We start from the raw sequence: 19,160 nt of genomic DNA, 5'->3' as shown, positions 1-19,160 counted from the left end.
GATCACCGCGCGGTGCGCCTTGCTTGCTGTCATGCGATATCACCTTCGACACGAGCCTTCCACCGCTACCAACCGCAAGCCTTCAGAAACCGCCCCACCGTGCCGGCCATGCCATACTCCAACGCATCGGCTGTCAACCCGTGTCCGATAGACACTTCGGCCAATGCCGGAATGCGCTTTGCCAATGCCGGAAGGTTGTTCACCACCAGATCGTGCCCGGCATTGACCTGGAGCCCGGCGGCGAGTGCGGCATCCGCGGTTTTTCCCAATCTTTCCAGCTCCTTCCGCGCCTTGGCGGAATCGGAATGGTAGCTGCCGTAGGGCCCGGTATAGAGCTCGATGCGGTCGGCGCCGGTGTCGCGCGCGGCATTGACGCCGGTGGGATCCGGATCGGAAAACAGCGACACGCGGAAGCCCCCTTTTTTCAGACGCTTGACGATCGGGATAAGGAACGCCGCCTCGGCGGCAAAGTTCCAGCCATGGTCCGATGTCGCCTGCGCCGGATCGTCGGGCACCAGCGTCACCTGCTCCGGCTGGTGCCTTTCCACAAGCGCCAGAAAATCCTCGGTCGGGTAGCCCTCGATGTTGAATTCCGCCTTGGGAAACTCGTCGTCGATCAGCGCCCGGATCTCCGGCAGGTCGGAATGCCTGGTGTGGCGCTCGTCGGGCCGCGGATGAACCGTCAGCCCGTGCGCGCCGGCCGCCAGCGCCAGGCGGCCGAGCCCGGTGACGCTCGGCCACGGCAGGTCGCGGCGGTTGCGCAGCATGGCGATGGCGTTGAGATTGACCGAGAGTTTCGCGGGCATGGCGTGAGGTCCGGCTGTTTGTGCAGCGCATCTATACTGCCTTTGATGGGAACAGACAGGGGCTTTCGGGTGTTCCAGTGATGACATCTGCTCGCAAGGGGGAACCCAGCCAATGAATTTTCTCCAATCCGTGCCCGCGATCCGCCGCCTCGAAACCAACCGTGAGGACCTTTTCGCCATCGACGTCGTCGGCCATGTATCGGCCGCCGACGGCGAAAATCTGTTCGGATTGCTGGAGGCTGCCTACGCGCTGCACCCGAGGATCGACGTCTTGGTGCGGCTGGTCGACCATGAGGGCGTCGACTGGATCGATATGGACGACGAGACGCTGAAACAAGGTACGGTTCATGCGCTAGAGCATATCGCCCGGTGCGCGACGATCGGTGAGCCGGACTGGATAGCGGATGCGCGGAACTTCCTTCCGGCTTCGCCACCCATCGAGTTCAGGCACTTCGCGGCCGAGGACGAAGCGGATGCCTGGCAATGGCTGGGTGCGACGCCACTCAGCCCTGCTGCGCCGGCTGCTACCTGACGCCGGCTATCTAACGCCAGCTATCCAACGCCAGTTATCTAACAATCGTCAGCCGCTCTGCCGCCCGCGTGATGGCGGTATAAAGCCAGCGCTGGCGGGTTTCCTTGAACGCCCAGCTCTCGTCGAACAGCACGACGTCGTTCCACTGCGAACCCTGCGCCTTGTGCACGGTCAGCGCGTAGCCATAGTCGAAATCGTCAAAGCGCTTCTTCTGCTGCCAGGGGATATCGGCGTCCGGATCCTCGAAAGCCGACTTGAGCAGCTTGATCTTGGCGACGCCGCGGTCGGGATCGTCCTCCTCGGGCGAGACCAGAAGGTTGATGCCCGGCTTCACCGTCTCGCGCGACGAGGTCATCACCTTCCACAGCGAACCGTTGAGCAGGCCCTTGGCGGGGTCGTTGCGCAGGCAGACCAGCTTGTCGCCGGCCTGCGGATAATCGGCATTGAAACCCTTCAGCTCGCGCAGGCGCTGATTGTAGCGGCGGCGTGTGCGGTTGGTGCCGACCAACACCTGGTCCGCCTTCAGCACCAGCTCCTGGGTGACGTCCTCCTTGCCGATGACCTGCGCGGTGCCGTAGTCGCCGCGCATGAACTCGCGGCCCTCGCGCACGTCGAGCGCCAGCTGGATAATCGGATTGTCGCGCGCCTGGCGGTGGATTTCGGTCAAGAGCACATCCGGCTCATGCTCGGTGAAAAAGCCGCCGCCCGAGATCGGCGGCAGCTGCGCCGGATCGCCAAGCACCAGGATCGGCGTGCCAAAACTCAGAAGGTCGCGGCCAAGCTGCTCGTCGACCATCGAGCATTCGTCGATGACCACCAGCTTCGCCCGTGAAATAGGGCTTTGCCGGTTGAGCGAGAAGGTCGGCGACATCGAGGTCTTGCCCGTCACCTCGTCCGACACCGATTCCTCGCCCTTCGGCCGGTAGATCAACGAATGGATGGTGCGAGCATTGACCGCGCCCTTGGAACGCAGCACCTGCGCCGCCTTGCCGGTGAAGGCGGCGAACTGCACCTGCCCGTCGACATGCTCGGCAAAATAGCGCGCCAGCGTGGTCTTGCCGGTGCCGGCATAGCCGAACAGCCGGAAGACCTGCGGCCGGCCCTCTTTCAGCCAGCGCGCCACCGCTTTCAGAGCCTCGTCCTGTTGGGGGGAGAATTCCATCGGTTCGACAGACCGGATTCGCGAGAGAAAGACAAGCTTGGTGCTAACACCGCTTAAAACGATGGGATTGCCTCACCTTCAACGGGACAAACTAGCAGGCGCAAATGCGAACGTAAAGTGAACATGCAAGCGGATAACGAACGATTTGAATTCAGGCATTTGAACCTAGATCGGGCAATGCCACTATCACGGACATGATCGAGATGCAGATCGGCGCAGACACCTATAAGCGAGGATATTGATGAGGTCGTTCGCAGACAGGCTGATCGGAAAGTCGATAAAGAAGATCGAAATCGGCGAACCTGGTTATGGCATCGTTGTCTCCTTGTCGGATGACGCAGGGTTCGCGATATATACCGAGGTCACGGCCTGTCTGAGTGACGAAAATGCCAGAACCATAGAACGTGTTACCATCAGCGACGAGCAAGTGATCCTCCACTTGGCTGACAACGACTTCGTCGCCATTTCCAAAAACCGTGGCCGCTTCGCCGTCGTTGAGGCGTTTGTCTATGGGGACGACGAAGGCATGGTCGTCGAAAATTAGTTGCATCGGCCGCCAGATTTCAAACACCAACCACAGGCGGACTATATGTTCGCGCCGCCGCCGCTACCTCTGGTCGGCCCGGGATCGTTCTCCAACAAAATCGGCTTGCCGTGCGGGGTTGCATGCGCGGCGCGTTCCCAGGCGGCGGCGAGCGTGTCGACGTCACTTTTTCCCGCGACGCCCTTGGCCTCCAGCAGCGTCTCCAGCGCAGCCAGCCAATGCTCGTAGTAGTCGTGGCCGTCGCTTGCGGCGCCCGGCTTCTTCACTTGCGCCGACAGCGCATCGGCCCATTCGCTCCACGAAAACAGGCCCTTGTCATGCAGCGCCACCGTCATGGCGAAGGCTTCGGCCTGCCAGGGTTCTGCGAATACCGGTTCGTCCAGACCCGCCGGCAATGCACCTTCAGGCCGGCTCAAGATAGCTCTCCCAGGCATCGATCGAGACGGTCAGCGTCGGGTCGGCGCCCTCGCCCCAGATTTCCGAGCCATCGAAGACCACGGTATAGACCCATTGCGGGTTTTCACCGTTGCCATGCGCGTTGCTGTCGGGGAACACAAAACCGTCACGCACGGCCTCGACAACTCCGTGCTTGCCGCGCGCATAACGCGGCAGCCTCGTGTGGGCGGTGGGATTGAAATTCCTTGTCCGCACCGGGTCGCCGGCCTTGAAGCGCGGCGCCGTCTCGACCGGCCGGTCGCAGGGACTGCCCTTGGCCAGCACCGCCGGAACGTTTTCGGCCTTCAACACCCTTTTGGGCGTCGCCGCCGGATCGACCGCCCGACCTTCCGTCAGATCGCGCTCGCTGACGAAGCCATGGCGCTTCAGCAGCACCTCGAGCGCTTTGATCCATATCTGGTAGTAGCTTGAGGAATAATAGACGGCCGGATGCAGCGATTCCCTGGCGTGCCGGCTCTCGTCGATGTTCCACGCGCCCATGGCGCCGGCAGTCAGCGTCACGCCGAGCGCCCGCCTCTCCCAATCCGCATGAAAATACGGTTCGTCCTTTTCGGGCGCGACCGGCCCGAAACCCATCTGCCCACCGAGATCCTGCGGCCCGTTCATGCCGGTACCTTCTTTGTCCCGGGTTCTTTGGCCACCGCCGTGCCGATCATCGCATCGCGGCTGACCAGTTCGGCGAGTTGGTCCTCACTCCAGCCTTCGGTACCGTCAGGCCGCATCGGCACCACGAGATAGCGCAGTTCGGCAGTCGAATCCCAGACGCGGATGTTTTTCTCCGCCGGCAAGGTCAGCCCGAACTCCTCCAGCACGCCGCGCGGATCGATCACGGCGCGCGAGCGATAGGGCGGCGCCTTGTACCAGACCGGCGGCAGGCCGAGCACCGACCACGGATAGCAGGAGCACAGCGTGCAGACGACGAGGTTGTGCGTCTCGTCCGTGTTGAACACCGCCTGCATGTGCTCGCCCTGGCGGCCGGTGTAGCCCAGCGAGGTGATCGCCGCAGTCGCGTCGCGCTTCAGCCACTCGGCAAAGGCCGGATCGCTCCAGGCTTTCGCCACCGCCCTGGCGCCGTTGCGCGGCCCGATCTTGGTCTCGTAGGTGTCGGCGATGACGTCGATCGCCGCCGGATCGATCAGGCCTTTTTCGGTGAGGATGGTCTCCAGCGCGCGCACGCGCGCCGCAAATGGGTCGAGCTCATTGTCGTGGTCATGATCATGGGACATGACCCTCAGATTAGGATCGGCGGCACGCGGCCGCAAGCATGACAGCTTGGGCCACGGGCTATCGCCTATTCGGCGGCGGCCCTTTGCGGCTCGAGCCGATCCTCGGGAGCGAACAGCGAGGCCTGCTCGCCGCTCTCGACCGCATGCAGCTCCGGCCTGTTCTTTTTCCAAGAGAAGAAGCTCACCAGCCAGCCGGAGAAATTCTCGAAATAGACATAGATGACAGGGGTGACGAACAGCGTCAGCGCCTGCGACGCCAGGAGACCGCCAACCACCGCGACACCGAGCGGCTGGCGCAGCTCAGCACTGGCGCCGGTGCCGAGCGCGATCGGGAACGTGCCCATCAGCGCCGCCAACGTCGTCATCATGATCGGCCTGAAACGCATCAGGCACGCCTTGTGTATGGATTCCTTGGCCGACATGCCTTCTCGTCGCAGCTCCAGCGCGACGTCGACCATCATGATGCCGTTCTTCTTGACGATGCCGATCAGCATCAGGATGCCGATCACCGCGATCACCGACAGGTCCATGCCGGCAAAGCGCAGCGCGACCACCGCGCCCAGCACCGCCGAAGGCAGGCCGGTCAGAATGGTCAGCGGATGGATAAAGCTCTCATAGAGGATGCCGAGTACGATATAGATGGTCAGAACGGCGCCGCCGATCAGCAGGCCCTGATTGGCCAGCGAATCCTGGAAGGTCTTGGCGGTGCCGGCAAAGCTGGTCGAAATCGCCGGCGGCATGCCGATCTGCTCCTTCAGCGCGGCGATGCGGGCCGTGCTGTCGCCCAGCGCCACGCCTTGCGGCAGGTTGTAGGAGATGGTCACCGCCGGCAGCTGGCCGAGCTGGTTGACCGTCAGCGCGCCGGCGGTGCGGTCGACGCGGGCAAAGGCGCCGAGCGGCACCAGGCTGCCGCTTGCCGTCCTGACCTGGATGGCCAGCATGCGCTCGGGCGACCATTCGATGTTGGGATCGAGCTCCATGATGACTTCGTAGCTGTCGGCCGAGCCGAAGATCGTCGAGACCTGCTCCGTGCCGAAGCCGCCATAGAGACTGGAGCGCAGCGTGTCGGTGTCGATGCCGAGCGAGGCCGCCTTGTCGCGATCGACCACCAGCGTCGCCTGCAATGAATTGTTCTGCAAATCGCTGGTGACGTCGGTGAAATTCGCATGATCGGCCGCCATCGCATCGTCGAGCTTTTGCGCCCATGTGTCGGTCAAGCCGGTATCGAGGCCCTGAACGACGAGCTGGTAGGCGCTGGCGGAAGAACGCGCGCCAAGCCGCAGGTTCTGCACCGGCTGCATATAGGCATCGATCCCCGGCACAGTGGCCAGTTGCCGCCGCAGATCCGAGAGCACCTTGTCGATGTCGGGGCGCTGGCTCTTGTCCTTCAGCTGCACATAGAGCTGGCCCTGGTTCAGCGCATTGTTGCCGCCGCCGGCTGACCAGGCGACATGCGAGACATAGGGCGAATGCGAGAAGACACTTGCCGCCTGGTTCTGCAGCTTGACCATGGCGTCGTAGGAGATGTCCTGCCTGGCGATCGTCGTAACCGAGATCTGGCCGATATCCTCTTGCGGGAAAAAGCCTTTCGGCGAGACCTCGATCAGCCAGACCGACCCTGCCGCCGTGCCGGCGAAGACGAGGAACACCAGAAAAGTGTGGCGCAGGCAGAAGGTCAAAAGCCGGTCATAGCCGCGGGTGACGATATCCTGCTTGTGGCCGGGGGCATGCTTGTCGCGATCGGCCTTGGTCACCGACAGCAAGCGCGAACACAGCATTGGCGTCAGTGTCAGCGACACGAACATCGAAGCCAGGATGGCGACCGTCACCACGACGGCGAATTCGTTGAAGATGCGGCCGATGACGCCGCCCATTAGAAGCACGGGGATGAACACCGCCACCAGCGAGATCGAGATCGAGATGATGGTGAAGCCGATTTCGCGCGCGCCCTTCAGCGAGGCATCGAAGGCCGAGAGACCGTCCTCCTCCATGTGGCGAAAGATGTTTTCCAGCATGACGATGGCGTCGTCGACGACGAGGCCGACTGCGAGCGTCAGGCCCATCAGCGAGATGTTGTCGATGGAGAAGCCGAACAGGAACATGGCGCCGAGCGTCGCGATCAACGAGATCGGCACCGCCACGGCCGGAATGATGGTTGCAGTCACCCGGCGCAGGAAGACGAAGATCACCATCACCACCAAAGCGATGGTCAGAAGCAGCGTGAACTGGACGTCGTCGACGGCCTGGCGGATCGAGGTCGAGCGGTCGTTGAGCAGCTTTATGTCGGCTGCGGCCGGCATCTGATCCCTGAACGACGGCAGCATCGCCTTGACCTTGTCGACGACGTCGACGGTGTTGGCGTCGGGCTGGCGCTGCACCGCCAGGATGATGGCGCGCGTGCCGTCATACCAGCTTGCAGTCGTCGTGGTCTCGACCGAGTCGATGACGCGGGTCACCTCGCCCAGCCGCACCGGATGGCCGTTCTTGGTGGCGATGATGAGGTTGGAGAACCCGGCGGCATCGGTGAGCTGCGTATTGGCCGTGATGGTCAGCTGCTGCTTGTCGTTCTGCAACACGCCAAGCGGCGTGTTTGAGTTGGCCGAGGCGATCGCCGTCTGCAGCTGATCGATCGAAATGCCGCGCGCGGCAAGTGCGGTCGGATCGATCTGCACGCGCACCGCATATTTCTGCTGGCCGAAGATCGACACCTGCGCCACGCCGTCGATGGTCGACAGCGAGGGCGAGATGACGTTTTCGGCGAAGGCGTCGAGGTCGGTGAGCGGAACCGTGTCGCTGACCAGCGACATCAAAAGGATCGGCGCGTCGGCCGGATTGACCTTGCGATAGCTCGGCGGCGCCGTCATCTCGGGCGGCAGCTGGCGCTGCGTGCGCGCGATCGCTGCCTGCACATCGGCGGCGGCAGCGTCGATATCCCTGTTGAGCACGAACTGGATGGCGATCGAGGTGCGTCCCAGCGAATTGCTGGTCGAGATCGAATCGATGCCGGCAATGGTGGCGAACTGCTTGATCAGCGGCGTCGCCACCGAAGTGGCCATGGTTTCGGGCGAAGCGCCGGCCAGGGTGGCCGAGACGTTGACGACCGGGAATTCGGCGCTCGGCAGCGCCGCCACCGGCAGGAACTTGTAGGCGAACAGCCCGCCCAGCACGAGGGCGAACGACATCAGCAGCGTGGCGACAGGCCTGCGTATGCAGAATTCGGAAATCATTGGGCAGCCGCCTTGCCGGCCTCGGCGACCTTGGGAGCAGCTTGATCACCGCCGGCCGCCTTGCCTTCGTGAATGGCGGCGCCGTCCTTCAGCCTGGTCTGGCCCTCGACCACCACCTTCTCGCCTGATTTGACGCCCTCGCTGATGGCGCTGTTTTCGCCTTCGGTCAGCGCCACCTGCACCGGTCGCATCTCGACCGTGTTGTCGGGCTTGACGACATAGACGAACGGTCCCTTTTGGCTGGGCTGCACGGCAACGGTCGGGATGGATGTCATCTGCGGCATGATGCCGGCGTCGAGCACGACATTCACATATTGGCCGGGCCACAGTGAAAGATCGGCGTTGGGAATGCTCGCCCGTGTCGCGATGGTGCCGGACGCGGTGTCGACGCTGGAATCGACGAAGTCGAGCGTGCCGTTGCCGATCGGCGTCGGATCGCCATCCTTGGTCAGCGTCACCGCGCCTTGCTGCGGGTTGGCCAGCGCCTTGTGCAGCAGCGCCAGGTTGCTCTCCGGCAGGTTGAAGTTGACTTGCAGCGGATCCATCTCGGTGATCGTCACCAGCGGCGTGGCCGTGCTCGAGTTGCCGTTGCTCAAGGTGACGAGGTCACCGACCGAAACGTTGACCGCGCCCAGCCGGCCGGCAATCGGCGCCTTGATGCTGGCAAAGCCGAGCTGGACATTGTCGGCGTCGATCGTCGCCTTGTCGGCATCGACCGTCGCCGCGGCAGCCTTTTGCGCCGCCACCGCCTGATCGTAAGTCTGCTGCGTGCCGGCCTGCTTGGCGACGAGATCCTTGGCGCGCTGAAGGTCGGAGCCCGAACTGGTTAGCAGCGCCTGGTCCTTGGCGAGCGTCGCCTGATCCTTGGCAAGCTGCGCCTTGAGCGCCCTGTCGTCGAGCGAGAACAGCAGGTCGCCGGCCTTCACCATCTGGCCGTCCCTGACGTCGATCGATACGATCTGGCTGGACACGCGGGCGTTGATGTTGACCACGGCCGGCGACGACACGAAGCCGATGGCGTAACGGCGGATCGGAAAATCGGCCGTTGTCGCGGTGGCCGAGACGATCGAGGCCGAACGGGCGGCATTGCCGCCGGCGCCGGATTTGCCCCCTGCCTTGTCGGCCGAAGCCTTGTCCGATCCAGCCGGCTTGTCCGCCGCTGCCGTCTGCCTGGCGCCCGGCAGCATCTGCTGCAGACTGCTCATCGCCGCCGGCGAAAAATAGACCCATGCCGCGGCGACACAGGCCGCTGCCACCACCACCGCCAGAACGACTTTACCGCGCATCGACTAAAAGCCCTATGATCCGACACGCCGAACCCGGTGGTCTCATTCTACGCAATCACGGCGCCTTGCCGCGATCTCGCCGAAGTAGATAGGACGCACATTTGTCGGAAAAGGGCCAAAACACGGCATTACGAAGATTTAATGTGCACTGCACAATGACTATGCAGCCGGCTCAGCAGTCGGAAAACCAGCCAGGATGCGGTTGAGATCTCAGGCGGGATGCGTCTATTTCAGCATCGGCCAGAGCGTCGCCGCCAAGAGCACGCCCATGGCGATGTTGAACCATTTCAGCCGCACCGGATCCGACAGGAACCCGCGCAGCGCTGTGCCGAAACCGGCCCACATCGAGACGCTCGGCAGGTTGACGACGGTGAAGGCGATCGCGATCAGCGCCACCGACAGGAACGGGTGGTCCGGATTGGAGTAGACGGCCATGGCGGTGATCGCCATCACCCAGGCTTTCGCATTGACCCACTGGAATGCGGCTGCCTCGATGAACCGCATCGGCCGTGCCTCCGTCTCACCCTTGCTGGACAGCGAGCGCGACATGGCGATCTTCCAGGCGAGATAGAGCAGATAGGCAGCGCCGGCGATCTTCAATCCGGTGTGCAAGGCCGGAAACGCCGTAAGCACCGCGCCCAGGCCAAAGCCGACAGCAAGCAACAGCACCAGGAAACCCATGCTGATGCCCAGCATATGCGGGATGGTTCTGACCAGGCCGAAATTCACGCCCGACGCCAAGAGCATGAGGTTGTTCGGCCCCGGCGTGATCGAGGTCACGAAGGCGTAGACCAAAAGGGCAAGGAAAGCGTCGAGGGTCATGACGGCTCACAAAGGTCAGCAATGCTGACTTAAATCGACAGAGCGCTGGACGCAACCTCATTCCATTGGTCCAAAGCGCTCCGCCGTGATCCGCCTATCCCGAGCCAGCCAGGCCGGCACAGTCTACCTGCCGTGGGCCCGCGCCGACAACAGGCTGGGAGCGGCGGCGGCCTCCTGACGGCCAGCCACACGCCGCAGGCCTTTGCGCCTCGGCGTGTTCCCGGGAAGCTTCACGCCATGCGCGAGGCCGAGGGCAGCCAGGATGCGGATGAAGAGCCAGCCGAGATCGATCTGCCCGCGTTCCAGGCCGAGCTTTGCGGATTCGGGAAAAGCATGGTGATTGCCGTGGAAACTCTCGCCAAAGGTCACCAGGCCGAAACGCGGCAGGTTGTAGCCCTGCACGGCAACGCCATCGACGCGCCAGCCCTGCTGCCCGCTGCGATGTGCGAAATGCCCGACCAGCCAATGCCCGGTCAGCGACACGGAGATACGCACCGCAATGCCCCAGACCACCCAGCTCCACCCGCCGAGGAGCAAGAAAAGGATCGCCCACGGCAGTTGCTGCAGCATCCAGGTCCGCTCGACGAATTTGTAGAAGCGGTCGTTTCTGATCGACGGCTCGATGACGAAGTCAGGCGGATTGCGCAACGCTACGGCGCAATGCATTTGCCAGAAAGCGTCGGTGAAGAAAGGCCGGCGGTGGGCGTGCAGGTCGTGACAAGCCGTCTGGCGCTGCGCCCAGTCTCGTATGTCATGCGCATAGATCATGCCGAACGGACCGGCCATGCCGACGAGCGTGCCGAGATAGACCAGCGCGTGTTTGAGCCAGATGTGAACCTTGAACGAGCGATGGATGAGCAGGCGATGCATGCCGACCGAGTGTCCGGCGCAGATCGTCACCGCCGTCGTCGCTACGAACAGGGCGAAAGCGCTCCAGCTGAAGGTCAGCGGCCCGAACACCAACGCAATCAGCGTCATCGCACCGACCCAGATCGACTTGGCCGGCATCCAGACGACCTCGCCATCTTCGGCATCGCTCAAGGGCTGCGAGATCATTCTGCCTGTGGATATGGTCTTCATCGGTACCCCTCCTCTGCAGGAAACATTTCCGGACCAAAGAGCCTTGCCTTCCGGCGCGCCGGCGCTTATTTAGGCAATAAGCTAACTATCTACTATTCCGATTTAGGTATTTAGGCAATAGACTAAATACCGGAAGCGAAACGACAGAGGCAGGCGGTGATCGAAGACAATGCAGCGGATGGCGACACGGCTATCGGGGCAAGCAGCGCCATACAGCGCGTGTTCGAGGCGCTGTCATCGCAGCCGAGGCGCAAGATCCTCGCCTATCTCGCCCACTCCTCGCTGACCGCGGGCGAGATCGCGGCGCGCTTCGACATGTCGAAGCCGTCGATCTCGCAGCATCTGAGCATCCTGGAGACGGCCGGCCTCATCGCCAGGGAGCGGCAGGGACAATTCATCCGCTACTCGCTGGTCCAGAACAATCTGGTTAACACGCTGAACGGCTTCGTCCAGGACGTCTGTCCGGTATCGCGCCCGATCAAAAGGGAGAGTAAGAATCTGGCGAGCGGCAAGGTCGATCCCAAGCCGGTAAAATAGTTGGACTGAGACTACATCCCTTGCGGGCCGCGGTTCATCGCCGCCACGCCGGTGCGGCAGATCTCGACCAGGCCGAGCGGCTTCATGATGGCGATGAACTGGTCGAGCTTCGAACCCTTGCCGGTAATCTCGAAGATGAAGTGCTCGGTGTTGGCGTCGATGACCGAAGCGCGAAAAGCGTCCGCCAGACGCAGCGCCTCGACGCGGGCTTCGCCGGTGCCGGCGACCTTGACCAGCGCCAACTCGCGTTCCAGCGGCCGCTCCTGGCCGAACTCGTGCGAGCGCACGGTGAGATCGACGACGCGATGCACCGGTACGATGCGTTCGAGCTGGTGCTTGATCTGCTCCAGCACATGCGGCGTGCCGCGCGTCACGATGGTGATGCGCGACAGGTGCTTCTCGTGTTCGGTCTCGGAGACGGTGAGGCTCTCGATGTTATAACCGCGGCCGGAAAAGAGGCCGATGACCCGGGCAAGCACACCGGGCTCATTGTCGACCAGCACGGAGAGCGTGTGGTTCTCCGGCTTTTCCGTTTCCTTGGCGATGAAATAGGCGGAGCCGGTCGGTTGAAGCTGTGCGTTCATGACATGAATCTCGATTTCAGACTTTGAGCTAATTCTCTGTTTGCGCACGGCTTCTCGCGACAGCCCTGCCCCGGCTTGGACCTAGACCAGTTCCCTGCCCTTGGCGTCGATGGCGTTGGCCACGGCTTCGTCGGTCGCCTCGTCGGGCAGGAGCATTTCATTATGCGCCTTGCCCGACGGGATCATCGGGAAGCAGTTGGCGAGCGTCGCCACCCGGCAATCGAACAGCACCGGCTTCTTCACCGCGATCATCTCCTTGATCGCATCGTCCAGCTCGTCCGGCTTCTCGCAGCGAATGCCATGGCCGCCATATGCGTCGGCCAGCTTGACGAAGTCGGGCATCGCTTCGGTGTAGGAATGCGACAGACGGTTGCCGTGCAGCAGCTGCTGCCACTGGCGCACCATGCCCATATACTGGTTGTTGAGGATGAAGATCTTGATCGGCGCATTGTGCTGCACCGCCGCGCTCATCTCCTGCATCGTCATCTGCACCGAGGCATCGCCTGCGATGTCGATGACCAGCGCATCCGGGTGCGCGATCTGCACGCCGAGCGCAGCCGGCAGACCGTAGCCCATCGTGCCCAACCCGCCCGACGTCATCCAGCGGTTCGGCTTCTCGAAATGATAGTGCTGCGCCGCCCACATCTGGTGCTGGCCGACCTCGGTGGTGATGTAGGTGTCCATGTCCTTGGTCAGTTCGTAGAGCCGCTGGATGGCATATTGCGGCATGATCACATCGTGGTTCATCTTGAACGCGAGCGAGTCACGCGCGCGCCATTTGGCGATCTGCTCCCACCAGGGATGGAGCGCCTTCTTGTCGGCCTTGGCGCTCGCCCGCCACAGCCGCACCATGTCCTCCAGCACCCGGCCGACATCGCCGATGATGGGCACTTCCGTGTGCACGTTCTTGTTGATCGACGATGGATCGATGTCGATGTGGATCTTCTTCGAGTTGGGCGAGAAGGCGGTCAGCCGTCCGGTGATGCGGTCGTCGAAGCGCGCGCCGATGCAGATCATCACGTCGCAATCATGCATCGCCATATTGGCTTCATAAGTGCCGTGCATGCCCAGCATGCCCATCCAGTTCTTGCCCGATGCCGGATACGCGCCGAGGCCCATCAGCGTCGAGGTGATCGGGAAGCCGGTGAGGTCGACCAGTTCGCGCAGAAGATGGCTGGCCTCCGGACCGGAGTTGATGACGCCGCCGCCCGAATAGATGATCGGCTTCTTGGCGCTGGCCATCAGTTCGACGGCGGCCTTGATCTTTTCCAGGTCGCCCTGGACCTTCGGCTGGTAGCTGGTGCGCGGCGCCGCCTGCGGCGGCACATAGATGCCTTTGGCGAACTGCACATCCTTCGGAATGTCGACCACCACCGGGCCGGGGCGGCCGGTCGTCGCGACATGGAAGGCCTCATGGATGGTGGCGGCCAATTCGTTGACGTCCTTCACCAGCCAGTTGTGCTTGGTGCAGGGGCGCGTGATGCCGACCGTGTCGCACTCCTGGAACGCGTCGGAGCCGATCAGCGAAGTCGGCACCTGCCCGGTCAGGCAGACCAGCGGGATCGAATCCATCAGCGCATCCTGCAGCGGCGTCACCGCATTGGTGGCGCCCGGGCCGGAGGTCACCAGCATGACGCCGGCCTTGCCGGTCGAGCGGGCATAGCCTTCGGCCGCATGCCCTGCGCCTTGCTCGTGGCGGACGAGGATGTGCTCGACCTCGTCCTGCTGGAAGATTTCGTCATAGATCGGAAGCACCGCGCCGCCGGGATAGCCGAAGACATGCTTGACGCCATTGTCCTTCAGCGCCTGCACCACCATTTCGGCGCCAGTCATTTCCCTGTTTGGCATTTCGCGCCGTTCGTTCTGTCCGTTGCTCATCGGTCTGGTCCCGTACTTCTAGCCATGAGGCGATTGCTGGTCGTTTAGTCGTGTTTCGGGCAATAAAAAAGGCCCCCGATGGGAGCCTGTGTGTTGCGCATGGGAGGTTTTCGCCCGGCGGTTACACCGCCTTGCCCACGCGCTTTCCTACGAGAATGAGTGCCTTTTTCATCGTGGCGGACACTACGAGGGTGAAAGGCAAGGTGTCAACGGGAAAAACGCGCGATGCGAAAGACAAAGCAAGTGGCCCGCCGCCTCTGGTCGGCGGGCCACCGCGGCGCATACGATACCCCTCAATCGCACCGCGCCGGGAACAAGAGCCACTGCCGTGTCACGTCAGGATCAGCACGATCTTGTACGTGTCCGGGTCGACGATGACGATGCGCCCGTCGGCCAGCACGAAGTACTCATAGGATTCGTAAGCCGGGACGATCTTGACAATGCGCGCCGGCAGACGGTGCAGGCGCACTTTGTGCCGCGGCACCTCGATGCCGACCGAAATGTCGAAGTCGACGTTCTTCACCGGCTCAACCCTGGTCTCGTGGATGATCTGCGTGACCTGCGTCTTCTGCTCGACTGTCACGTTGTTGATCGAGGCCGTATTGCCCTGGTCGGTCTGGACGTTTGTGTTGCCCTGAGCGTTCTGCTCGGTGGTGGTCCCGGCCTTGCCCTGGGCCTGCTGGTCCGTGCTGGTGCCGGTCTGGCCCTGAGCGTTCTGCTCGGTGCTGGTCCCGGCTTTGCCCTGAGCCTGCTTCTCGGTGCTGGTGCCGGTCTGGCCCTGAGCGTTCTGCTCGGTGCTGGTCCCGGCCTTGCCTTGGGCCTGTTCATCCGTCTTGAGCTTGGCCTTGCCCTGAGCCTGCTTCTCGGTGCTGGTGCCGGTCTGGCCCTGAGCATTCTGCTCGGTGCTGGTCCCGGCCTTGCCCTGGGCCTGTTCATCCGTCTTGAGCTTGGCCTTGCCCTGAGCCTGCTGATCGGTCGTGGCGCCGGCCTGACCCTGAGCATTCTGCTCGGTACTGGTCCCGGCCTTGCCCTGTGCCTGTTCATCCGTCTTGAGCTTGGCTTTGCCCTGAGCCTGCTGATCGGTCGTGGCGCCAGCCTGGCCCTGTGCATTCTGATCGGTCTGTGACTTCATCTTGCCTTGCGCCTGTTCGCCGGCCTTGCCGCCCTTCTGGCAATCGGCCGCGCCGGCGGCGCAGTTGTCGCCGCCGCTCGGCTGCACAGCCTGGGTCTGGGCGATCGCGGCGCCGCACCCGACGCCAAGCGCAATCATGCTCGTGATCAACACATGTTTCATCTGCTTTCTCCTTAAAGAGTCGGTCCCTCAGCCTAGCCAACTCTGTCAAAAATACTTTGTTCCGCATTTTGCGAATAAAATCGGGCTTCTAAGAAGACCAATAAATGTAGGCAGAGTTTTGCCAACAATCAGCTACAAATTGCATCAAAAAATTAATGCAACGCAAGATTTTTGCTTTTTTCTGAGCTTGTGATCCCATAGCGATGACACCAGCCTCACAAGCTTAGAAGTACTCCCGTCGTCATGACCAGGATGGCTACCCCGAAACAGGCAAGAGCAACCATCGTGCCTGATGGACGCTGTTGTCCATTAACGCCTCCCACAAGTGCTGATCTCAACGATGCCGAGAACCCTGTGTTCCGCCCTGAGGAGGCTCTAGGACCTCTACAGCCTGGCACCAGACTTTGGTCCCTCTCCCTATAGTCCATTGGCCCGATGACGCCCGGACCGAAGCCCCACGCGGGAACGCAGCCGCGAAAAGCCCGTTCGGCTTGCGGTGTGCATCAACCTCACCAACAACCACCGTATCGGAATCGAGCTCGCGCAAGATGCATGAGCGTTGATGAAGGAGAGAATCATGACGACCATGTACCAGTCGACCGCAATTGCCGGATTCTTGCTGCTCGCGAGCGCGGGCGTAGTTGCCGCTCAAGACGTCATCATCGCGCCGGAGCAGGAAACGGTTGTGCGCGAATACGTGAAAAAGCAGCCCCTTGCGTCGGTGAAGATTCCAGGTGTCGAATTGAACGTGGGGACCGCCATTCCCGACACGGTGGAACTGCATGAAGTGCCGAGCGTCAAGTATCGCTACGTTGTGGTCGACGGGCGAACCGTGCTGGTCGACCCCGGCACGCGGAAGATCGTCAAGATCATACAGTAACGCTGATCCCACCGCCGTTCCCCGCGGGTGGCGGTGGGATCATGCCCTGAAATTGCGGTTTCCCCGGCAATTCAACCTAGCGCTTGCTCGCACCATCGACCGTTCTAGATGTAGGATGGCTTAGGCATTTTGGCGCGGCCAAAGTCGCGGGGTCGGTTGAGACGTGCGCTACATTGATAGTCTCTATCAAAACTGGAACAGGCTATCGTTGGCTTGGCAGTTCATCATAGTCGGAAGCATTGGGCTGCTGTCGCTGATGCTGGTCGTCGGCCTATGGGTCACCTCGCAAATACGAGATGGAGTGATCCGCAACTCTGCAAGCACGACCGCGCTTTACGTCGACAGTGTCATCGCGCCAATCCTGCCGGATATGCGCAAAAGCCAGCAGCTCAGCGACACCGTTAAACGGGCGCTCGATGAAACCCTGGACCAGGGTGCTCTCGGCAAAAAACTGGCGTCATTCGTGCTTTGGCGGCGTGATGGCAAGGTGCTGTACGCCAAAGACGCGGCTCTTATCGGCCAGACCTTCGAGCCAAATGCGAACTTGCTGCATGCGTTCGGTGGAAACGTGGTGGCGCAATTCAATGATCTGGACGAAAATGAAAGGAAGGAACGGAAGAGCCCCACCGCCTCGCTGCTCGAGATCTACAATCCGGTTCGAGAGCCGTGGTCGGGCGATGTTGTGGCCGTTTCCGAGTTCTACGAGATAGCCGACGATCTTCAGGGCACTTTAAACTCGGCACTATGGTCGAGCTGGCTGCTCGTGGCTGGCGCGACCGCGGTCGCCTTGGCGATGCTCTCGGGAATCGTGCTTCGCGGCAGCAGCACTATCGAAACGCAGCGTTCAGCGCTTGAGACACAAGTGGCCGAACTTCAGTTGCTTTTGGAGCAGAATTCCGCTTTGCGGGAGCGCGTCCAGCAGGCGTCGCGCCGCGCAACGGCAATCAACGAGCGTTACTTGCGTCGCATCGGGTCTGATTTGCATGACGGTCCAGCTCAGCTGGTCGCACTGGCTGCGCTGCGCATGGACAGCCCTCTGCTGCTCGATCCCGCCGCATCCCCAAGCCACCGGAAGACCGAGATCGCCGATATCCATCATACGTTGGACGAGGCGATGCGGGAGATCCGCGCCATCTGCACCGGCCTCGTGCTGCCACAGATCGAAGCTTCGACAGTCGCGGAGATATTGCGGCTTGCGGTTGCCGAACATGAACGCCGGACGGCCTCCTCCGTATCGCTTTCACTGCCATCTCGCCTGCCCGACCTGGGGACGTCCGAGAAAATAAGCATCTTTCGCTTCGCGCAGGAGGGGCTGAACAATGCCTGGCGACACGGTCTGGGCAAGGGGCAGGCTGTCAAGGCGAGAGTGACGCAGGGCAAGCTCCTCATTCAAGTGCTTGATCACGGCCCTGGATTCCAGTCGGGATCGTGTGAAGGACTTGGACTCGCCGGTATGAGGGAACGTATCGAAAGTATCGGAGGTCACTTCGAGACCTTTTCGAGCCCCAGGGGGACCCGGCTGACCATAACGCTCAACATCGAGGACCAGAAATGACCGCTCCCATAAGGATTGCCATTGTTGATGATCATCCGCTGTTTCGCGAGGGTGTGGCTCGCAGCCTCGCCGAAATCGGCGGCTTCGAAGTCGTTGGTGCGGGCGAAACCGCGACGGATGCCGAACAGCTTGCGGCCTTGGCAAATCCCGACATATTGCTGCTAGACATCAGTTTGCCGGGAGGGGGTCTGGCGGCAGCGGAAAATATTCTTGCAACTCAGCCTGACTGCAAGATCGTCATGCTCACCGTCTCGGAGGCGAACGCCGATTTGGCAACGGCGCTCAGGCTGGGCGTACGCGGATATGTGCTGAAAGGGATTGGGGCGGCATCGCTGGCCGAGGTGCTGACTTATATAGCCGCAGGAAAAAAATATGTTTCGCCGACCCTGTCAGCGCAGCTTTTGAATGAACTGATCCGGCCGGAAAAGCGCACTACCGATCTCGTTGCCAATCTCTCGGGACGCGAGCTTGGGATAATCTCCTTGGTAGGCGAAGGACTGAGCAATAAAGAAGTCGCCAAACGTCTCAACCTGCAGGAGAAAACGGTAAAACACCACATGACTCGGATATTTCAAAAGCTAAAGGTGCGAAACCGCACCGAAGCAGCCATTCTTATGCACGCGCCCAAAACGGGTCTTGTATAGGGAGATCGGGGCTTGTCTGAAGGTCGGATGCTGGTTGGCGAACCAACAGTTACAGCCCTTTCAGACGAGCAATGTCGGAGGCCCTTACGGCGCGTTCGACAATTGTCCTTCCAAGCGGATCCTTCATAGTGAAGCGGCCGGCCTCGATGCTTTCGCTGAATCCATCGCGATGCACGACCTGGATTTTGGCGCCCTGTACCGTCACCGTGTCGCCAGCGGCATTGACTTGGCTACTGGGAGCTTGGCTACCGGCGGCGTTGTCGCCGGCACCATTTTTTCCCTTTCCGTTGGCGTTGCCATTCCCGGCGTTGCCGCCTGAGCCATTACCGTTACCACTACCGTTGCCACCACCGTTACCATTGCCATTGTTTCCGCTCTTGGCGCTGGCAGCGGCGAATTCGATCTTGTAACCGTCGACATGGCTCAACCGCAGACCAAGCACCGGCATCGTCACCGCAACCGCCGCGAATACGCGCAAGCTAAAGTACGCCCGGCGACGCACGGATGAAAACAGGGGCTGCCTTTCTCCATTCATGCCACCATCACATCATGATGTGTCACGGTATTCAAGAATGAACAGCCCAAAATTGCGGCTCACAAACGCTGAGGAAACTCTCCTTTCGTGCTTGCAGCTCGATTCTCAGACC

Annotated in this window: 19 protein-coding genes; 6 read left to right on the top strand and 13 right to left on the bottom strand. The window is 61.8% G+C overall.

Annotation, left to right across the window (positions count from 1 at the left end):
* Positions 1 to 65: 65 nt before the first annotated feature.
* Positions 66 to 806 (bottom strand): pyridoxine 5'-phosphate synthase, encoded by a 741-nt coding sequence (locus tag NKJ75_RS12580; protein WP_023690926.1) that lies wholly within the window; start codon positions 804 to 806, stop codon positions 66 to 68.
* A gap of 112 nt (positions 807 to 918) precedes the next feature.
* On the opposite strand from NKJ75_RS12580, the gene NKJ75_RS12575 reads away from it, so the two are divergent.
* Positions 919 to 1,338 carry a SpoIIAA family protein gene (locus NKJ75_RS12575; protein ID WP_023690925.1) on the top strand — a complete coding sequence of 140 codons (420 nt, stop codon included), beginning with the start codon at positions 919 to 921 and terminating at the stop codon, positions 1,336 to 1,338.
* A 34-nt stretch (positions 1,339 to 1,372) separates the two neighbouring features.
* Here NKJ75_RS12575 and NKJ75_RS12570 read toward each other — a convergent pair whose 3' ends face one another.
* Positions 1,373 to 2,500 carry an ATP-dependent DNA helicase gene (locus NKJ75_RS12570; protein ID WP_023668361.1) on the bottom strand — a complete coding sequence of 376 codons (1,128 nt, stop codon included), beginning with the start codon at positions 2,498 to 2,500 and terminating at the stop codon, positions 1,373 to 1,375.
* 241 nt (positions 2,501 to 2,741) lie between these two features.
* On the opposite strand from NKJ75_RS12570, the gene NKJ75_RS12565 reads away from it, so the two are divergent.
* On the top strand, positions 2,742 to 3,044 hold the full coding sequence (locus NKJ75_RS12565) for a hypothetical protein (protein ID WP_023714736.1): 303 nt from the start codon (positions 2,742 to 2,744) through the stop codon (positions 3,042 to 3,044).
* 41 nt (positions 3,045 to 3,085) lie between these two features.
* On the opposite strand, the gene NKJ75_RS12560 is transcribed toward NKJ75_RS12565, so the two are convergent.
* The 7 genes from NKJ75_RS12560 to NKJ75_RS12530 all read right to left on the bottom strand — a co-directional run bounded on the left by NKJ75_RS12560 (position 3,086) and on the right by NKJ75_RS12530 (position 11,141).
* Positions 3,086 to 3,460, bottom strand: a complete 375-nt coding sequence (locus NKJ75_RS12560) for a nitrile hydratase accessory protein (protein ID WP_023714737.1) — start codon at positions 3,458 to 3,460, stop codon at positions 3,086 to 3,088.
* Entirely contained in the window at positions 3,447 to 4,106 is a 660-nt protein-coding gene (gene nthB, locus NKJ75_RS12555) for a nitrile hydratase subunit beta (RefSeq protein ID WP_023690921.1), read from the bottom strand. Before nthB ends, NKJ75_RS12560 begins: the two co-directional genes overlap by 14 nt.
* Complete coding sequence (gene nthA, locus NKJ75_RS12550) at positions 4,103 to 4,726, bottom strand: nitrile hydratase subunit alpha (RefSeq protein ID WP_352499735.1); 624 nt, start codon at positions 4,724 to 4,726, stop codon at positions 4,103 to 4,105. The genes nthB and nthA overlap by 4 nt, the downstream gene beginning before the upstream one ends.
* Before the next feature lie 65 nt (positions 4,727 to 4,791).
* The gene (locus tag NKJ75_RS12545; protein ID WP_023707737.1) at positions 4,792 to 7,953 is read right to left on the bottom strand and encodes an efflux RND transporter permease subunit; all 3,162 of its coding nucleotides are present in this window, start codon (positions 7,951 to 7,953) and stop codon (positions 4,792 to 4,794) included.
* Positions 7,950 to 9,239, bottom strand: coding sequence for an efflux RND transporter periplasmic adaptor subunit (locus NKJ75_RS12540; RefSeq protein WP_023805518.1), 1,290 nt, complete (start codon positions 9,237 to 9,239; stop codon positions 7,950 to 7,952). The genes NKJ75_RS12545 and NKJ75_RS12540 overlap by 4 nt, the downstream gene beginning before the upstream one ends.
* A gap of 225 nt (positions 9,240 to 9,464) precedes the next feature.
* Positions 9,465 to 10,061, bottom strand: a complete 597-nt coding sequence (locus NKJ75_RS12535) for a LysE family translocator (protein WP_023688075.1) — start codon at positions 10,059 to 10,061, stop codon at positions 9,465 to 9,467.
* Positions 10,062 to 10,184: 123 nt separating this feature from the next.
* Positions 10,185 to 11,141 (bottom strand): acyl-CoA desaturase, encoded by a 957-nt coding sequence (locus NKJ75_RS12530; RefSeq protein WP_023714739.1) that lies wholly within the window; start codon positions 11,139 to 11,141, stop codon positions 10,185 to 10,187.
* Between the two features lie 156 nt (positions 11,142 to 11,297).
* Between NKJ75_RS12530 and NKJ75_RS12525 the strand changes: the two genes are divergently transcribed.
* Positions 11,298 to 11,678, top strand: a complete 381-nt coding sequence (locus NKJ75_RS12525) for a metalloregulator ArsR/SmtB family transcription factor (RefSeq protein WP_023702997.1) — start codon at positions 11,298 to 11,300, stop codon at positions 11,676 to 11,678.
* A gap of 11 nt (positions 11,679 to 11,689) precedes the next feature.
* On the opposite strand, the gene ilvN is transcribed toward NKJ75_RS12525, so the two are convergent.
* The 3 genes from ilvN to NKJ75_RS12510 all read right to left on the bottom strand — a co-directional run bounded on the left by ilvN (position 11,690) and on the right by NKJ75_RS12510 (position 15,425).
* On the bottom strand, positions 11,690 to 12,262 hold the full coding sequence (gene ilvN, locus NKJ75_RS12520; RefSeq protein WP_023668352.1) for an acetolactate synthase small subunit: 573 nt from the start codon (positions 12,260 to 12,262) through the stop codon (positions 11,690 to 11,692).
* An 81-nt stretch (positions 12,263 to 12,343) separates the two neighbouring features.
* Positions 12,344 to 14,140: an acetolactate synthase 3 large subunit gene (locus tag NKJ75_RS12515; RefSeq protein WP_023668351.1), complete on the bottom strand. Its 1,797-nt coding sequence runs from the start codon at positions 14,138 to 14,140 to the stop codon at positions 12,344 to 12,346.
* Between the two features lie 331 nt (positions 14,141 to 14,471).
* Positions 14,472 to 15,425, bottom strand: a complete 954-nt coding sequence (locus NKJ75_RS12510) for a DUF1236 domain-containing protein (RefSeq protein ID WP_502903863.1) — start codon at positions 15,423 to 15,425, stop codon at positions 14,472 to 14,474.
* 586 nt (positions 15,426 to 16,011) lie between these two features.
* On the opposite strand from NKJ75_RS12510, the gene NKJ75_RS12505 reads away from it, so the two are divergent.
* From NKJ75_RS12505 to NKJ75_RS12495, 3 genes are all read left to right on the top strand, one after another.
* Positions 16,012 to 16,314, top strand: coding sequence for a DUF1236 domain-containing protein (locus NKJ75_RS12505; RefSeq protein ID WP_023731684.1), 303 nt, complete (start codon positions 16,012 to 16,014; stop codon positions 16,312 to 16,314).
* Between the two features lie 163 nt (positions 16,315 to 16,477).
* A complete protein-coding gene (locus tag NKJ75_RS12500; protein WP_023690914.1) occupies positions 16,478 to 17,869 on the top strand; it encodes a sensor histidine kinase in 1,392 nt (463 codons plus the stop codon).
* Positions 17,866 to 18,513: a LuxR C-terminal-related transcriptional regulator gene (locus NKJ75_RS12495; RefSeq protein WP_023668347.1), complete on the top strand. Its 648-nt coding sequence runs from the start codon at positions 17,866 to 17,868 to the stop codon at positions 18,511 to 18,513. Before NKJ75_RS12500 ends, NKJ75_RS12495 begins: the two co-directional genes overlap by 4 nt.
* 49 nt (positions 18,514 to 18,562) lie before the next feature.
* On the opposite strand, the gene NKJ75_RS12490 is transcribed toward NKJ75_RS12495, so the two are convergent.
* Entirely contained in the window at positions 18,563 to 18,991 is a 429-nt protein-coding gene (locus tag NKJ75_RS12490; protein WP_023731683.1) for a hypothetical protein, read from the bottom strand.
* Between the last annotated feature and the right edge of the window lie 169 nt (positions 18,992 to 19,160).

Source organism: Mesorhizobium sp. M0058, assembly GCF_040323095.1.
Classification (GTDB): Bacteria; Pseudomonadota; Alphaproteobacteria; order Rhizobiales; family Rhizobiaceae; genus Mesorhizobium.
This window is presented reverse-complemented; position numbering and strand designations above follow the sequence as displayed.

Coding starts and splice junctions, on each gene's coding strand:
- NKJ75_RS12545 (WP_023707737.1), bottom strand. CDS start 7,953: ATGATTTCCGAATTCTGCATACGCAGGCCTGTCGCCACGCTGCTGATG.
- NKJ75_RS12580 (WP_023690926.1), bottom strand. CDS start 806: ATGCCCGCGAAACTCTCGGTCAATCTCAACGCCATCGCCATGCTGCGC.
- NKJ75_RS12570 (WP_023668361.1), bottom strand. CDS start 2,500: ATGGAATTCTCCCCCCAACAGGACGAGGCTCTGAAAGCGGTGGCGCGC.
- NKJ75_RS12540 (WP_023805518.1), bottom strand. CDS start 9,239: ATGCGCGGTAAAGTCGTTCTGGCGGTGGTGGTGGCAGCGGCCTGTGTC.
- NKJ75_RS12535 (WP_023688075.1), bottom strand. CDS start 10,061: ATGACCCTCGACGCTTTCCTTGCCCTTTTGGTCTACGCCTTCGTGACC.
- nthA (WP_352499735.1), bottom strand. CDS start 4,726: ATGTCCCATGATCATGACCACGACAATGAGCTCGACCCATTTGCGGCG.
- NKJ75_RS12505 (WP_023731684.1), top strand. CDS start 16,012: ATGACGACCATGTACCAGTCGACCGCAATTGCCGGATTCTTGCTGCTC.
- NKJ75_RS12565 (WP_023714736.1), top strand. CDS start 2,742: ATGAGGTCGTTCGCAGACAGGCTGATCGGAAAGTCGATAAAGAAGATC.
- NKJ75_RS12515 (WP_023668351.1), bottom strand. CDS start 14,140: ATGAGCAACGGACAGAACGAACGGCGCGAAATGCCAAACAGGGAAATG.
- nthB (WP_023690921.1), bottom strand. CDS start 4,106: ATGAACGGGCCGCAGGATCTCGGTGGGCAGATGGGTTTCGGGCCGGTC.
- NKJ75_RS12575 (WP_023690925.1), top strand. CDS start 919: ATGAATTTTCTCCAATCCGTGCCCGCGATCCGCCGCCTCGAAACCAAC.
- NKJ75_RS12530 (WP_023714739.1), bottom strand. CDS start 11,141: ATGAAGACCATATCCACAGGCAGAATGATCTCGCAGCCCTTGAGCGAT.
- NKJ75_RS12495 (WP_023668347.1), top strand. CDS start 17,866: ATGACCGCTCCCATAAGGATTGCCATTGTTGATGATCATCCGCTGTTT.
- ilvN (WP_023668352.1), bottom strand. CDS start 12,262: ATGAACGCACAGCTTCAACCGACCGGCTCCGCCTATTTCATCGCCAAG.